This is a genomic window from Halopseudomonas xinjiangensis (assembly GCF_900104945.1).
GTDB classification, from domain to species: Bacteria; Pseudomonadota; Gammaproteobacteria; order Pseudomonadales; family Pseudomonadaceae; genus Halopseudomonas; species Halopseudomonas xinjiangensis.
Genome location: NZ_LT629736.1, coordinates 2353826 through 2367178 on the forward strand (window position 1 = coordinate 2353826; position 13353 = coordinate 2367178).

At 61.3% G+C, this 13353-nt stretch carries 15 protein-coding genes; 9 read left to right on the forward strand and 6 right to left on the reverse strand.

Going from position 1 to position 13353, the window contains the following annotated elements:
- Positions 1 to 6: 6 nt before the first annotated feature.
- From dapC to dapD, 3 genes are read left to right on the forward strand one after another with little or no spacing between them, the layout of a single operon-like run.
- On the forward strand, positions 7 to 1203 hold the full coding sequence (dapC, locus tag BLT85_RS10845) for a succinyldiaminopimelate transaminase (protein WP_093394477.1): 1197 nt from the start codon (positions 7 to 9) through the stop codon (positions 1201 to 1203).
- A gap of 2 nt (positions 1204 to 1205) precedes the next feature.
- Positions 1206 to 1550 carry an ArsC family reductase gene (locus BLT85_RS10850; RefSeq protein WP_093394480.1) on the forward strand — a complete coding sequence of 115 codons (345 nt, stop codon included), beginning with the start codon at positions 1206 to 1208 and terminating at the stop codon, positions 1548 to 1550.
- Positions 1551 to 1582: 32 nt separating this feature from the next.
- Positions 1583 to 2617, forward strand: coding sequence for a 2,3,4,5-tetrahydropyridine-2,6-dicarboxylate N-succinyltransferase (dapD, locus tag BLT85_RS10855; protein WP_093394483.1), 1035 nt, complete (start codon positions 1583 to 1585; stop codon positions 2615 to 2617).
- A 174-nt stretch (positions 2618 to 2791) separates the two neighbouring features.
- Here the strand turns inward: dapD and tcdA are convergent, their stop codons facing one another.
- The gene (gene tcdA, locus BLT85_RS10860; RefSeq protein ID WP_093394486.1) at positions 2792 to 3568 is read right to left on the reverse strand and encodes a tRNA cyclic N6-threonylcarbamoyladenosine(37) synthase TcdA; all 777 of its coding nucleotides are present in this window, start codon (positions 3566 to 3568) and stop codon (positions 2792 to 2794) included.
- 239 nt (positions 3569 to 3807) lie between these two features.
- Between tcdA and rlmF the strand changes: the two genes are divergently transcribed.
- From rlmF to trxC, 6 genes are all read left to right on the forward strand, one after another.
- Positions 3808 to 4761 carry a 23S rRNA (adenine(1618)-N(6))-methyltransferase RlmF gene (gene rlmF, locus BLT85_RS10865; RefSeq protein WP_093394489.1) on the forward strand — a complete coding sequence of 318 codons (954 nt, stop codon included), beginning with the start codon at positions 3808 to 3810 and terminating at the stop codon, positions 4759 to 4761.
- Positions 4762 to 4833: 72 nt separating this feature from the next.
- Positions 4834 to 5970, forward strand: a complete 1137-nt coding sequence (gene dapE / locus BLT85_RS10870; protein WP_093394492.1) for a succinyl-diaminopimelate desuccinylase — start codon at positions 4834 to 4836, stop codon at positions 5968 to 5970.
- A complete protein-coding gene (locus tag BLT85_RS10875; RefSeq protein ID WP_093394495.1) occupies positions 5970 to 6773 on the forward strand; it encodes a putative RNA methyltransferase in 804 nt (267 codons plus the stop codon). The genes dapE and BLT85_RS10875 overlap by 1 nt, the downstream gene beginning before the upstream one ends.
- 9 nt (positions 6774 to 6782) lie before the next feature.
- A complete protein-coding gene (locus BLT85_RS10880) occupies positions 6783 to 7166 on the forward strand; it encodes a hypothetical protein (protein WP_093394498.1) in 384 nt (127 codons plus the stop codon).
- Complete coding sequence (locus tag BLT85_RS10885; RefSeq protein ID WP_093394501.1) at positions 7166 to 7603, forward strand: ion channel; 438 nt, start codon at positions 7166 to 7168, stop codon at positions 7601 to 7603. The genes BLT85_RS10880 and BLT85_RS10885 overlap by 1 nt, the downstream gene beginning before the upstream one ends.
- Positions 7604 to 7669: 66 nt before the next feature.
- On the forward strand, positions 7670 to 8104 hold the full coding sequence (gene trxC / locus BLT85_RS10890) for a thioredoxin TrxC (protein ID WP_093394503.1): 435 nt from the start codon (positions 7670 to 7672) through the stop codon (positions 8102 to 8104).
- A 40-nt stretch (positions 8105 to 8144) separates the two neighbouring features.
- Here the strand turns inward: trxC and BLT85_RS10895 are convergent, their stop codons facing one another.
- The 5 genes from BLT85_RS10895 to BLT85_RS10915 all read right to left on the reverse strand — a co-directional run bounded on the left by BLT85_RS10895 (position 8145) and on the right by BLT85_RS10915 (position 13140).
- A complete protein-coding gene (locus BLT85_RS10895) occupies positions 8145 to 8354 on the reverse strand; it encodes a cold-shock protein (RefSeq protein ID WP_093394507.1) in 210 nt (69 codons plus the stop codon).
- 268 nt (positions 8355 to 8622) lie between these two features.
- Complete coding sequence (locus tag BLT85_RS10900) at positions 8623 to 9603, reverse strand: DUF4340 domain-containing protein (RefSeq protein ID WP_093394510.1); 981 nt, start codon at positions 9601 to 9603, stop codon at positions 8623 to 8625.
- Between the two features lie 12 nt (positions 9604 to 9615).
- Positions 9616 to 11463, reverse strand: coding sequence for a GldG family protein (locus tag BLT85_RS10905; RefSeq protein WP_093394513.1), 1848 nt, complete (start codon positions 11461 to 11463; stop codon positions 9616 to 9618).
- 16 nt (positions 11464 to 11479) lie between these two features.
- The gene (locus BLT85_RS10910; RefSeq protein ID WP_093394517.1) at positions 11480 to 12214 is read right to left on the reverse strand and encodes an ABC transporter permease subunit; all 735 of its coding nucleotides are present in this window, start codon (positions 12212 to 12214) and stop codon (positions 11480 to 11482) included.
- On the reverse strand, positions 12211 to 13140 hold the full coding sequence (locus BLT85_RS10915) for an ABC transporter ATP-binding protein (RefSeq protein WP_093394520.1): 930 nt from the start codon (positions 13138 to 13140) through the stop codon (positions 12211 to 12213). Before BLT85_RS10915 ends, BLT85_RS10910 begins: the two co-directional genes overlap by 4 nt.
- Between the last annotated feature and the right edge of the window lie 213 nt (positions 13141 to 13353).

The following is a 13353-nucleotide window of genomic DNA, read 5'->3' on the forward strand; positions in this document are numbered from 1 at the left end:
TTGCGGATGAATCCCGATCTGGACCGCCTGCAACCCTACCCGTTCGAGAAGCTGCGCGCGTTGCTCGCCGACGTGACGCCGAACCCGGCGCTTGCTCCGGTCTCGCTGTCCATTGGCGAGCCAAAGCATCCGTCGCCGACACTGGTTCTGGAGGCACTGGCCGCCAACCTCGACAAGGCTGCCCTTTACCCGACTACCCTGGGCCTGCCCGAATTGCGCCGCAGCATCGCCCACTGGCTGACCCGACGCTTCGAGTTGAACGCTGGTTCGCTGGACATCGATCGCAATATCGTGCCGGTCAACGGCACCCGCGAAGCGCTGTTCTCTTTCACCCAGGCCGTGGTCAGCCGGAACCCGGATGGACTGGTTGTCAGTCCGAATCCCTTTTATCAGATTTATGAAGGCGCGGCCTTTCTGGCCGGCGTCGAGCCGCATTACCTCGCCTGCGACGACAGCAACGGCTTCGTGCCGGATTTCGCCGCGGTACCCGAATCGATCTGGCGCCGTTGTCAGCTGCTGTTCATCTGCACGCCAGGCAATCCGACCGGCTCCGTGATCGCGCTGGAAAAGCTTCAACAGTTGATCGAACTGGCCGACCGCTACGACTTTGTGATTGCGTCAGACGAGTGCTACAGCGAAATCCACGACCCGTCAGGCCCCGCGCCGGTCGGTCTGCTGCAAGCCTGCGCGGCGATGGGCCGGAATGACTTCAGTCGCTGCGTGGTTTTTCATAGCCTGTCCAAGCGTTCCAACCTTCCGGGGTTGCGTTCGGGCTTCGTCGCAGGCGACGCCAGCCTCCTCAAGCCCTACCTGACCTACCGCACCTATCACGGTTGCGCGATGCCGGTGCAGACCCAGTTGGCAAGTGTCGCCGCCTGGCAGGACGAAACGCATGTGCGCGAAAACCAGGCGCAGTATCAGGCCAAGTTCGATGCCGTGCTAAATATCCTTGGCGAGGTAATGGACGTCGGACGCCCGGATGCAGGCTTCTATCTCTGGCCTAGAACTCCGATCGACGACGAGACTTTCACACGACGGTTACTGGCCGAGCAGAACGTGGCTGTCGTGCCGGGGCGCTACTTGTCGCGTGACGTGGACGGCTATAATCCGGGCGCCGGACGGGTGCGCATGGCGTTGGTTGCCCCTCTGGCAGACTGCATCGAAGCCGCCCATCGCATTCGCCGCCTGGTAGAGAGCCTCTGAACATGATTACCCTGTACGGCATCAAGGCCTGCGACACGATGAAAAAAGCGCGTGTCTGGCTCGAAGAGCAAGGCATTGAGTACCAGTTTCACGACTACAGGAAAGAAGGCATCGACGCTGACCAATTGCGGGCCTGGTGTGACGAACATGGCTGGGAAACTGTTCTCAATCGTCAGGGCACGACGTTCCGCAAGCTCGACGACGCCGACAAGGAAGCTATCGATACCAGCAAAGCCGTTGGCCTGATGCAGGCCAACCCATCGATGATTAAAAGACCGGTGCTCGACACCGGCTCGCAGCGACTGGTCGGTTTCAAGCCGGACCAGTATGCCGCTGCCCTCAAATGACCCTCCATGCATAGCATCCAAGGAATTAGCCCATGAGCGAATGTTTCAGCCTGGCCTTTGGCGTCGGAACGCAGAACACGGCCGGCAACTGGCTCGAAGTGTTCTATCCACAGCCGATGTTGCACCCTGACCCCAAACTGGTTCAGGTCGTCGCCGAACAGCTTGGTTATAGCGAAGGTAACCAGGCTCTGTTGCTGAAGGCAACGCAGTGCGAAGCACTGGGCAAGGCGCTGGAGCAGGCCGGTTTTGCCGAAGCTGGCGCGATCGTCGCGCAGTTTGCGGGCAGCAGCCGTCCCTTGGTAGCGACCATCCTGGCTACCGACGAGGCGCCCTCCTCTACGCCCGAGGCCTATCTCAAGCTGCATCTGCTCTCGCATCGCTTGGTCAAGCCGCATGGCGTGGTACTGGCCGGCATCTTTCCGCTGCTGCCGAACGTGGCCTGGACCAACCAGGGCGCGATCGACATCACCGAGTTGCCGCAGCGCCAACTCGCCGCACGACTGAAGGGCGATACCATCATCGTTCACAGCATCGACAAGTTTCCGTCAATGACCGACTACGTTGTGCCGGCCGGCATACGTATCGCCGACACTGCTCGGGTGCGTCTGGGCGCCTACGTGGGCGAAGGCACAACCGTCATGCATGAAGGCTTCATCAACTTCAATGCCGGTACCGCAGGCACGAGCATGGTCGAAGGTCGGATATCCGCCGGGGTATTCGTTGGCAAGGGTTCGGACCTGGGTGGTGGCTGCTCGACCATGGGCACCTTGTCAGGGGGCGGGAACATCGTCATTTCGGTCGGCGAAGGCTGCCTGATCGGTGCCAACGCGGGTATCGGTATTCCGCTGGGCGATCGCTGCACCGTCGAGGCCGGCCTGTATATCACTGCCGGGATAAAGGTCGCCCTGCTGGACGACGCCGACAACATCGTCGAGATCGTCAAGGCACGCGACCTGGCCAATCAGACCGATCTGCTGTTCCGTCGGAATTCGCAGACTGGCGCGATCGAGTGCAAGACCAACAAGAGCGCCATCCAGCTCAACGAGATGCTTCACGCGCACAACTGAACACAGCGGCAAGCTTCAAGCGGCAAGCCGATTGGCGCCGCTTGAAGCTCCGCTTTATGGATAGATCGTACTGGCTGCTAGCTCGGGCATCGAGACTCTGGCATCCTGCCTTCAGCTCAGAACTCTCAACTCGCCGCGTGCTGCTTGTCGCTCAGCGGCTCCCGCCGCTACCCTCTACCTCAGCAGGCGCTCGACGATCTTTGCCGCCATGTTCAGGCCAATGGCGCCGGTCACCATCGATACCGCTCCCAGTCCGCCCTCGCAGTCCAGCTTGACCACTTCCCCGTCGAATACCTTGGTTCGGCATACGCTGCCGTCAGGCTGCGGGTAGGTCAGTTGTTCGGTCGAATACACGCAGGGCACTCCGAAGCTCCGCTTGCTGTCAGCGCGCGGAAAATTGTGATGCCGACGCAGCTCGGAGCGCGCCTTGGCCGCGAGCGGGTCGTTGGTGGTCCTGGACAGGTCAGCGACCTTGATCTGCAGCGGGTCGAATTGCCCTGCCGCGCCGCCGGAGGTCACGATGGGAATCTTGCGGCGCTTGCACCAGGCGATCAGCGCCACCTTGGATTTGACGCTATCGATACAGTCGGCAACCGCATCCATGTCGTTGGTGATGTAATCCGGTAGCGTCTTCTCGGAGATGAAGTCCATCACCGCGTTGACCTTGCACTCCGGGTTAATCTGGCGCAGCCGCTCGGCCATGACTTCGACCTTTGGGCGTCCAATCTGCCCCTGCAACGCCGGAAGTTGCCGGTTGGTGTTGGTCTGGCATACCTCGTCCAGGTCGATAAGGGTGATCTGGCCGATGCCTGTACGCGCCAGCGCTTCGGTCGCCCAGGAACCGACCCCACCGATGCCAACAATCGCCACGTGACATTTCCCCAACCGCGCCAGGCCGTCGCGCCCGTAAAGTCGTGCTATTCCGCCGAAGCGTGGATCATCTGTCGACATACTGAACCCTCTCGAATCTGTGGCGATTATACCAGCGGCCAGCTGGTGCGTGGGCGACCGCCTACTGCGGGCTGATTAAAAAACGAGCAAGATCCTCCGGGGCAGGACGGATGACAATCCGATGTGGTTATCCTGCACTTATCCACAGCTCCATCCACCGTAACTGTGCACAACTCGGTATTTGTTACGTCCGCAAGCTGTGGGACACTGCCGCTCCATCTTTCGGTGCCTACGGAACAATGAACCCACCTCGACAGCGCCCGCCAGCCGCCGCGCCACATCCGCGCAATCGGCATCGAGGCCGTTATGATTTCGCCGCCCTGACCCGGACGGCCCCTGAGCTGCAGGGCTTCATGCGCCTCGGCGTGCACGGCCAGCCAACGCTCGATTTCGCCAATCCGGAAGCGGTGCGCTTGCTGAACCAGGCGCTGCTCCGTGCCGATTACGGCATCGTAGAATGGGACATTCCGCCAGGCTATCTTTGCCCTCCCGTGCCCGGGCGTGCCGACTATGTCCACGCCCTGGCCGACCTGCTCGCCGAAAGCCATGACGGCGTGCTACCGGCAGGCGAGAAGCTGCTTGGCCTCGACATCGGCACCGGCGCGAACCTGATCTATCCCCTCATCGGACAGGTGGAATATGGCTGGCGTTTCATTGGCGCCGACATCGATCCGGTGGCTCTGGACAACGCAGCGCGCATCCTCGCCGCCAATCCGAACGCCGCCCAATCCATCACGTTGCGCCGGCAGCCGGATCCGCGAAACATTTTCCTTGGCCTGATCCAGGCGGACGAGTCGATCGACTTCACGCTCTGCAATCCGCCCTTTCACCGCAGTGCCGAAGAGGCGCAGGATGCCAACCGGAAAAAGTGGCAGAATCTCAGGGGTTCTGCCGACCGATCGTTGAACTTCGGCGGTCAGCACAACGAACTCTACTGTGAGGATGGCGAGGCGGGATTTCTGCAGCGCATGGCCGACCAGAGCGCAGCCCATCGCAGCCAGGTCTTCTGGTTCTCCACCCTCGTATCCAAGCGCGAAAATGTTCAGCCGTTACAGGAGCGCGTCCGGGCCTTGGGCGCCGCCGATATTCGGGACGTTCCGATGGCGCAGGGCAACAAGCGCAGCCGCTTCGTGGCCTGGACGTTTCTCGACAAGAAGCAGCGTCGGGCCTGGCGTCGCGCTCGCTGGCCATGACCCCTGCATAGGCGGATCGGACCGGCAACTCTGCTATCATGCCGCTCTCAAATCCGTTACGACAGACGAGCCATGACCGAGCTTTCCCCGACCCTTGCCCTGGCCTGCGAATTGATATCGCGAGACTCCACCACCCCTGCCGATGCCGGCTGTCAGGAGCTGATGGCTGAGCGCCTGGCCGCTTGTGGTTTTGCCATCGAGCCGATGCGCTTCGGCGAGGTGGACAATCTCTGGGCACGACGCGGGACTCAGGGCCCGGTCCTGTGTTTCGCCGGGCATACTGATGTCGTGCCGACCGGACCAGTCGAGCAATGGACCAACCCGCCGTTTTCTCCGGCCATCCACAACGGAATGCTGCACGGGCGCGGCGCCGCGGACATGAAAGGCAGTCTGGCAGCCATGATCATTGCCGCCGAGCGCTTCGTCGCCGACTACCCCGATCATCATGGTTCGATCGCTTTTCTCATCACCAGTGATGAAGAAGGGCCAGCGGTGGACGGAACGGTGAAGGTCGTCGAGACGCTGAAGGCCCGCGACGAGAAGGTCGACTGGTGCATAGTCGGCGAGCCTTCGAGCACCGAAGTGGTCGGCGATGTGGTGAAGAACGGCCGCCGCGGGTCGCTCAATGCCCGGCTATTGGTCAAGGGCAAGCAGGGCCATGTTGCCTATCCGCACCTGGCGCGCAACCCGATTCACCTGGCTGCGCCGGCGCTGGCCGAGCTGGCGGGTGAATCATGGGATGACGGCAATGAGTTCTTCCCGCCCACCAGTTTTCAGATCTCCAACATTCGCTCTGGCACCGGCGCGACCAACGTCGTGCCGGGTGAGCTGGAGGCTCTGATCAATTTCCGCTTTTCCACAGAGTCGACGGTAGAAAGCCTGCAGAGCCGTACCCGGGACATCCTTGCCCGGCACGGCCTGAATTATGAACTGGACTGGACGGTATCCGGACTACCCTTTCTTACCGAGCCCGGTGCCCTGCTCGACGGAGTGGCTGGCGCGATTCTCGAGGTCACCGGTCGGCAGACGCAACCGTCCACCTCCGGCGGCACCTCTGACGGCCGCTTCATCGCTACCATGGGCACGCAGGTCGTCGAGTTGGGACCGGTGAACGCGACTATTCACCAGGTGGACGAATGTATCCGCGCCGAGGACCTTGAGATCCTCGCTGATATCTATCAGGCCACACTGGTCAGGTTGCTCGGCTGATGCTGGAGCTTATCTGCCCGATATGCCATCAGGCGTTGACCAACCTGGGCCAGCAGTGGCGCTGCGACAACGGCCATAGCTACGATCAGGCTCGCCAGGGCTACCTGAACCTGCTGATGGTGCAGCACAAGAACAGCCGTCAGCCAGGCGATACGCCGGCGATGCTCGCCTGCCGTCAGGCGTTTCTCGACGCGGGTCATTATCAACCGGTCAGCGAGACGATCAACCGGGCCTTTCTTGCCCAGGGCCCCGGTACCTTGCTCGATATGGGCTGTGGTGAGGGCTACTACACGGCCCGGCTCGCCTCGGTGCTGTCCGACAGCGAAGTTGGCGGGCTGGATATCAGCAAGGACGCGGTGATCAGGGCGACCCGCCGCAGCCGCGACCTGCGCTGGCTGGTGGCTTCGAGTGCTCGGCTGCCTGTCGCCGATGCCAGCCTCGACGCCCTGCTCTCGGTATTCAGCCCCTGGTCCTGGGACGAGTGTCTTCGCACATTGAAACCTGGCGGCCATTTGATGCTCGTCGGACCGCACGCCGACCACCTGCGCAGCCTGCGCGCCGCACTGTATGACGATGTGCACGCGACGCCGGACCTGCTCAAGGAACCGCCGCCGGAGCTGCAGGTCGTCAGCGACAAGACCCTGCGCTATCCTCTGGAACTGGAAGCCACCGACTTGGCCAATCTGATCGGCATGACGCCACACAGCTTGCGCAGCGCTCCCGATCGGCAACGGCATATTATCGAAACCGGTCTGGTCGGGCTGGAGGTCGCCATGCGCTTGGTCATCCTGCAACGTTGCTGAGGACATTCTGTGCGTCAACCTGACATCGAGATCTATCTGCGTGACGATCATCTGGACGACCTGTTCAACTGGCTGGGCCGTGAAGTCGGGCAGCTGAATCTGCACGCGCCGACGGGGCTGACCCAGCGCGGCTCCTTGAAGACATCTCACACGACTCCGGTCATGGTCGTTCGCAAGGCAGCCGGAAAATGGGCAAGCATCTGGTTCGACAGCGACCAGACACCTTGGGAGACGGACGTCGACTGCGCCCGGGCGGTTCACGCTGGCATCGGACATGAAGTCCGCTGTTCGGTCGGCGGGTGGACCGAATCGGACGGCGAAGCGGATGCTGATCGCTGGCTGAAGGTCAACAGCGAAGGCGAGGCGGAATTCGTCTGGGCACAAAAGCCTTAATGGCGCTCGGTTACTTCATCGTTGCGCTGGCAACAGCACTGATTACCATCGCGGCGATCGTCTTCCATTACGAGGCCGCGTACAGGCTCGGCGCCGTTACTAGCTGGTCCACGCTGCGGCCGCGCCTGCGGATACTCGTGTTGTTCTTCGGCCTGCTGCTTGCTCATGTGCTGGAAATATGGCTGTTTGGGATTGGCGCCTGGCTGCTCGCCGGTGTCGGCCCAGGCAGCGGCATTTCAGAGATGCAGCAGCCCGGATTGCTCGATTACGTTTACCTGTCCGCCGCAACCTATACCACGGTAGGTTACGGTGACCTCTCGCCTGGCGGCCATCTGCGATTCCTGTTCGGTACCGAAGCTCTGGCTGGACTCATGCTGATCACCTGGTCCGCCTCACTGACGTTCATCGAAATGCAGAACCACTGGCGGGACGAATGACCCCGAGGGCTGAAGCGGTGACTTACGGGCTACACTTCAGCGCACATGTCGAAGGAGGATAGTCTGATGAGCGAAACGATGATCCTGGCGTGCCCGAACTGCCACAAGAAGAACCGTCTGGCTGCCGAACGGCTCGAAGCCGGACCGAGCTGCGGCGCGTGCAAACAGCCCCTGTTCAACGGCCGCCCTGTCGCGGTCGGCCAGGCCACGTTCGCCAACCATGCGCAGAGCGATCTGCCAGTAGTGATCGATTTCTGGGCGCCCTGGTGCGGCCCGTGTCGACAGTTCGCACCGGTCTTCGAGCAGGCCACTGCCGAGTTGGAACCCCGGGCACGGCTGGTCAAGATCAACACCGAAGACGAGCCGGAACTGGCCTCTCGCTACGCCATTCGAAGCATACCGACACTGATGATCGTCCGACGTGGAAAGGAAATAGCTCGCCTTGCCGGAGCATTACCCGCTGCACAATTTCGTCAGTGGGTAAACCAGCACATCCAGTGAGCGGAGCGGGACGCTGCCATCTCGGCAACGCCCCTTCGCCTCATACCGGCGAAACGTCCTCCGCCTGCAGACCTTTCTGGCCCTGGGTCACAGTGAACTCTACCTTCTGGCCCTCGGCCAGTGTTCGGTGTCCGTCTCCGCGGATAGCTCGAAAATGTACGAATACGTCCGGACCGGACTCGCGTTGAATGAAGCCAAAACCCTTGGCATCGTTGAACCATTTAACGGTGCCGTGCTCACGCTCAGCCATTACCACTTCTCCACACACTGCGTTGTGTCACGCCGTCCGCATTACCGGACCGGCAATCCCGGCGCTCCCAACCACCGTCCCAGCGTCGCGCTCCTACTGTTCTGCTATCCGGTATGCCAAGCCCGGGCAGCTACGCGTCAGTGAAGAAAGGCTGTAAGAGACCGTATTTCGATTCTAGTCGAAGCGAAACACCGCGCAAGTATAGGGGAGCGACGGAGCGGCCTGTATCAGGGCGATACAGGCCAAACTGCCAGGGAGGGAAAAGAGGCTACTCTGCCGCTTGCCGGATGAGGTCTTCACGGCGCTTGTTCAGATTCTCGACCTGGCCGATGTTCAGCTGGTAGGCCCAGCGAGCGTCGGCGTTGACCGCGAGCGGCTCCTCGCCCGGATTGTCGAACTGGTCGATCAGCAACCAGTATTTTCCTTCGATCTCGTGCAGGCTCGCCTGCAACTCGGCACCGGCAAAGGTGCTCAATTGCATGCGCAGCATGGGCTCGCCCAGGGCAAGCTCACTGCGCAGCGTCACATCCTGTGCGCGCAGCTGAGCAAGGGCCAGAACCATGCTATTGATCGAGCGTTCATTCCCCGCCTGGACCTCGGCAGGCACACCAACGAGCCGGAAGTTGTAATCACCCTCCTGCGCCTTGTCCAGCTCCACTACTTCGCCATCGGCATGTTCCCAGCGCGCTGTCGCCAGACGCGCCATAGGCAGGCCAATCACTGAAAGCGCAAGCCAGTCTTGTGGGTTCACCGACATGGAGAAAGGCCTGTTGACCAGCCAGACCTGATCCTGATCGCGCATCCTGACCAGCTGTCCACCGCCGACGGTGTTACCGTAAATCAAAGACAGATCGCCTTCGTCGTCGCGCAGTATCACCTCCAGCGCTTCACTGCCTTCGGCTTGTGGATCCAGACCGAGCCGGGCGTGATGTTCGGGATTGCCCGTCTTGTCCTCGACGATACGTACCCCGCGGACCGCATGCAGCAGCGCTGCGATACGCTCGCGTTGCGCGGGGTAGTGATAGTGGTTGACGACGCCCCACTGCTGGTCCCGATACTCCAGTTCCACCTGCTGACCACCGCGACGCAGCTCGATACGCTCGAGGTCGTCGATGATCTCGCGCTGGGTGTCGGAAAACAGCGGTCGCGTTTCCAGGTCAGCGACGCGGTCTTCACTGCGCATTTGGACCGCCAGGGCGACCAGGGCGATGGAAACTACCGCGATCACTAGGATGATAATGTTGCGCATTGTCTATCTTCCTCAGGCCGAACGACGGCGAAGCCGGCCGATGCCCCACCACAACAGCACGCCCAGGGTGAGCAGGGCCGGTACCAGAGCAATGTTGATTACCTTGAGCCACATGCCGAGGCGCTCGATATCGGCGTTGAGCTGGAAGCGTACATCGCGCAGCTGCTTGCGGATCGCCAGCTTTTCATCCAGGAAACGCTGAATCGCCTGCTCCTGCTCCGCGCTCATCTCGGACAGCTGCGAAGGATCCTGCTCCTGCTGTAGCTCCGCCAACCGCCGCTCGGTCTCGGCAAGCTGCTGCTGCAGACGCTGTTCGCTGGCGCGGAAGCGGCGCTCGGCACGGCGCTGGAGCTCTTCAACGACAGTGAACGGACGGCTGAAGTCGCCACGCGAGCGGACGCTGATCAGGGCTTCGGATCCGGACAGGTTGTCCAGGGCGTTGATCAGCAGACCGCCGTTATCAGCCCAAGGCTGGGGGATGCGCTGGCCGAAAAGGTCCTGAATCTGCACCCACATGCGGTCGGTCAGCATGTCGGTATCGGCGATGACCACGACATTGATGTTGTCGCTCTCGACCACCTGCGGCTCACGCCCTTCCAGTCCCTCCGGGTAGGCGGTGCTGGCCGGGCCCTGCACGCGGGCGCCGAACAGGTATCGCTTTTCATCAGGCTCGAAGCCATCGAGCAGGGTTTCCGGGTCCCGCAGTTCGGTAAAGCGGCTCGAGGGCACCAGCGCGCTGTTGGTCGTGCTGGTGAGCAGCGGCGTGATGCGCGTGCTGGCGCCTTCGATAGGCTGCAGTGCACCGCCACTGGCGAGCGTCAACAGTTGGAGCGGCGCGGTGACGGTATCGTCGTCGCTGAGCTGCGCTGCTTCGAGTTCCAGCCAGCCAATGTGGCGCGCGGGCAATTGGCCCTGACCACGGCTCACCGACATGCCCAGGCGCGCATCCAGCACGACCTGCTCGGGGTTGTAATCGAGCCCCCAGGCCTTGAGCAGGGGTCCCAGATCCGAGGACTTGCCATCCGCCATGGCGGCGATCATCGCTTCCTGGCTCTGGTCAGCTTCGGCAACCGGGTCGATAAAGGCAAGCAGCTTGCCGCCGCGCAGCACGAACTGATCTACCGCGAACAGAGCCGCCTCGCTCAGAGACTTCGGGTGCACCAGCAACAGCACGTCGATCTCTGCTGGGATCTCGTCAAGATCGGCTTCGAGGTTGCGCACGGTGAACAGTTGCTGAACCTGCTCGTAAGCGACCCACGGTTCCCCACCCTGCCCCAGCATCGGATTCATGCTACCGCCAGCGATCGGCAGGCCGGTGATCAGACCGATTTCCGGCTTGTCCGGCTGAGCCAGACTGTTGACCAGTCGGCTCAGCTCGTACTCCAGCAGACCTTCCTGTTCCAGCGCAAAGAACGGAATCACCTCACGCTGGGCCAGACTGTTGGTGCCGGCAAGGCCGAAATACAACTGCTCGCCGGTATCGGACAAGGGAATCGCCTGCAACCCGAACTCCGCAGCACGGTCCTCCGCTTCCGAGAACGGCTGCGGATCGATGATGTGCAGCCGAATGTTGCCCTCGGCAACCCGCTCGTACTCCTGCAGCATCTCCTCGACACGGCGGGCGTAGTTGCGCAGCACCACCATGTCCTTGCTGGCGCGATCGGAGAAAAAGAAGTACAGGTCGATCGGCTCCTCCAGGTCCTCGAGGATCTGCTCGGTACCGTCGGAGATGGTGTACAGATTTTGCTCGGTCAAATCGAGTCTGGCGCCGGGCAGCAGCACATTGGAAGCCATATTGAAAGCGACGAAGGCCAGCAAAAGTACCAGCAGGCCGGTACCCGAATACATGATGCGTTTCATTGTTGTTCTCCTCGCCTCAATCGGCCTTTTTAAGGTCGATGACAATCGCCGTCGCCAATAACCAGACAACGATCAGCGAAATGAAATAAAGCAGGTCGCGCAGGTCGAGAACGCCCTTGCTGATGGCATCGAAGCGGATCAGGAAACTGAGCGAGGCGATCGCATCGAGCAGCCACTGCGGAGCCCAGCCGCTGAATACGTCCAGCACCAGCGGAAAGCCGCTGACGATAAAGACGAAACAGGCGACGACGCTGACGATGAATGCGATCACCTGGTTCTTGGTAACAGCCGACATGCATGAACCGATCGCCAGGTAGCCCCCTGCGAGCAGCCAGCTGCCGATATATCCGGTGAAGATCGCGCCATTGTCAGGCGAGCCGAGGTAGTTGACCGTGATGATCATCGGAAAGGTCAGCAGCAGCGCGAGACCGATAAACACCCAGGCGGCGAGGAATTTACCCATGACCATGTCGGTACGCGAGACAGGCAGCGTCATCAACAGCTCGATGGTGCCGGACTTGCGCTCTTCGGCCCACAGGCGCATCGCTACCGCCGGCACCAGGAACAGATACAACCAAGGATGAAAGTTGAAGAAGGGATTCAGGTCGGCCTGGCCACTTTCGTAAAAGCCGCCCAGATAAAAGGTGAAAACAGCCGAGAGCACCAAGAAGATGACGATGAAGATATACGCCAGCGGCGTGGCGAAGTAGCTGCGCAGCTCTCGCTTGAAGATCACTCCGAGGTTTTTCATGCCGCTTCCTCCGAGGTCAGGCGACGGAAGACTTCATCAAGACGGCCTCGCTCGACCGACAATTCCAGCACCGGCCAAGCGTGCTCACGCGCGTACTGCCCGACCACCGGAAAAATAACCTCGCCTGGTTTCGCGACCACCGTCAGCAGACGCCCTTCCCGCTGACGCTCGACGTCCAACACCCCGGGCAGCGCCAGCAATGGCTGACTGTCGACCGGCTGTGCGAGCGCGACGGTCACCGCCTGGTGATAGCGCGAACGCGCCTCGAGCTGATCCGGCGTTCCATCAGCCAGCAGTCGGCCGCGTGCAATGACGACGGCCCGGGTGCAGACCGCACTGACTTCTTCGAGAATGTGCGTAGAGATCACCACGATCTTGTTGCTACCGCTGGCGAGCTGCTGGATCAGCTGGCGAACCTGATGTTTCTGGTTGGGGTCGAGGCCATCGGTGGGCTCGTCGAGGATCAACACTTGAGGGTCGTGCAGGATCGCCTGCGCCAGCCCGACGCGGCGCTTGAAGCCTTTGGATAAGGTTTCGATGCTCTGGCCCAGAACACCCTGAAGCTCGACCTGCTCTACCGCCTGCTCGACTCGCTTGCGCTTCTCAGCGCCACTGAAGCCGCGAACTTCGGCAATGAACTCAAGAAATCCCTTAACCCGCATGTCGCCGTAGCACGGCGCACCTTCGGGCAGATAGCCCATATGCTTCTGAGCCTGGAGAATCTGGCTCTGGATATCGAAGCCGCACACCGAGGCAGAACCACCATCAGGCGTGAGGAAACCGGTCAGCATCTTCATAGTGGTCGACTTGCCGGCCCCGTTCGGGCCGAGAAAGCCAAGCACTTCCCCCGGTTGCACATCGAAGGAAAGATTGTCCACCGCAAGGTGATCGCCGAAGCGTTTGGTCAGGCTGTTTATCTTTATCATGGCCTCTTCCGTTCCCCAAAAAAACCGGCGCACCGCGACAGGCTGCGCACCGCAACGGGCAAGCATACATTGAATGCCGAAGTAATAAAGGACGATCTGAACCGGCGTGCATGACGGCCGAGGGGGATGATATCCGCCTGCGACGACAGGGATTGCCGACCCAGATTCCGTTTCTCACCGCACGAAATGATCAGCGCTGGAGCGCAAAGACTA

Excerpts from the sequence above, each read along its gene's own strand:
- dapC (WP_093394477.1), top strand. The coding sequence starts at position 7 with ATGAATCCCGATCTGGACCGCCTGCAACCCTACCCGTTCGAGAAGCTG.
- BLT85_RS10850 (WP_093394480.1), top strand. The coding sequence starts at position 1,206 with ATGATTACCCTGTACGGCATCAAGGCCTGCGACACGATGAAAAAAGCG.
- dapD (WP_093394483.1), top strand. The coding sequence starts at position 1,583 with ATGAGCGAATGTTTCAGCCTGGCCTTTGGCGTCGGAACGCAGAACACG.
- tcdA (WP_093394486.1), bottom strand. The coding sequence starts at position 3,568 with ATGTCGACAGATGATCCACGCTTCGGCGGAATAGCACGACTTTACGGG.
- rlmF (WP_093394489.1), top strand. The coding sequence starts at position 3,808 with ATGAACCCACCTCGACAGCGCCCGCCAGCCGCCGCGCCACATCCGCGC.
- dapE (WP_093394492.1), top strand. The coding sequence starts at position 4,834 with ATGACCGAGCTTTCCCCGACCCTTGCCCTGGCCTGCGAATTGATATCG.
- BLT85_RS10875 (WP_093394495.1), top strand. The coding sequence starts at position 5,970 with ATGCTGGAGCTTATCTGCCCGATATGCCATCAGGCGTTGACCAACCTG.
- BLT85_RS10885 (WP_093394501.1), top strand. The coding sequence starts at position 7,166 with ATGGCGCTCGGTTACTTCATCGTTGCGCTGGCAACAGCACTGATTACC.
- trxC (WP_093394503.1), top strand. The coding sequence starts at position 7,670 with ATGAGCGAAACGATGATCCTGGCGTGCCCGAACTGCCACAAGAAGAAC.
- BLT85_RS10895 (WP_093394507.1), bottom strand. The coding sequence starts at position 8,354 with ATGGCTGAGCGTGAGCACGGCACCGTTAAATGGTTCAACGATGCCAAG.
- BLT85_RS10900 (WP_093394510.1), bottom strand. The coding sequence starts at position 9,603 with ATGCGCAACATTATCATCCTAGTGATCGCGGTAGTTTCCATCGCCCTG.
- BLT85_RS10905 (WP_093394513.1), bottom strand. The coding sequence starts at position 11,463 with ATGAAACGCATCATGTATTCGGGTACCGGCCTGCTGGTACTTTTGCTG.
- BLT85_RS10910 (WP_093394517.1), bottom strand. The coding sequence starts at position 12,214 with ATGAAAAACCTCGGAGTGATCTTCAAGCGAGAGCTGCGCAGCTACTTC.
- BLT85_RS10915 (WP_093394520.1), bottom strand. The coding sequence starts at position 13,140 with ATGATAAAGATAAACAGCCTGACCAAACGCTTCGGCGATCACCTTGCG.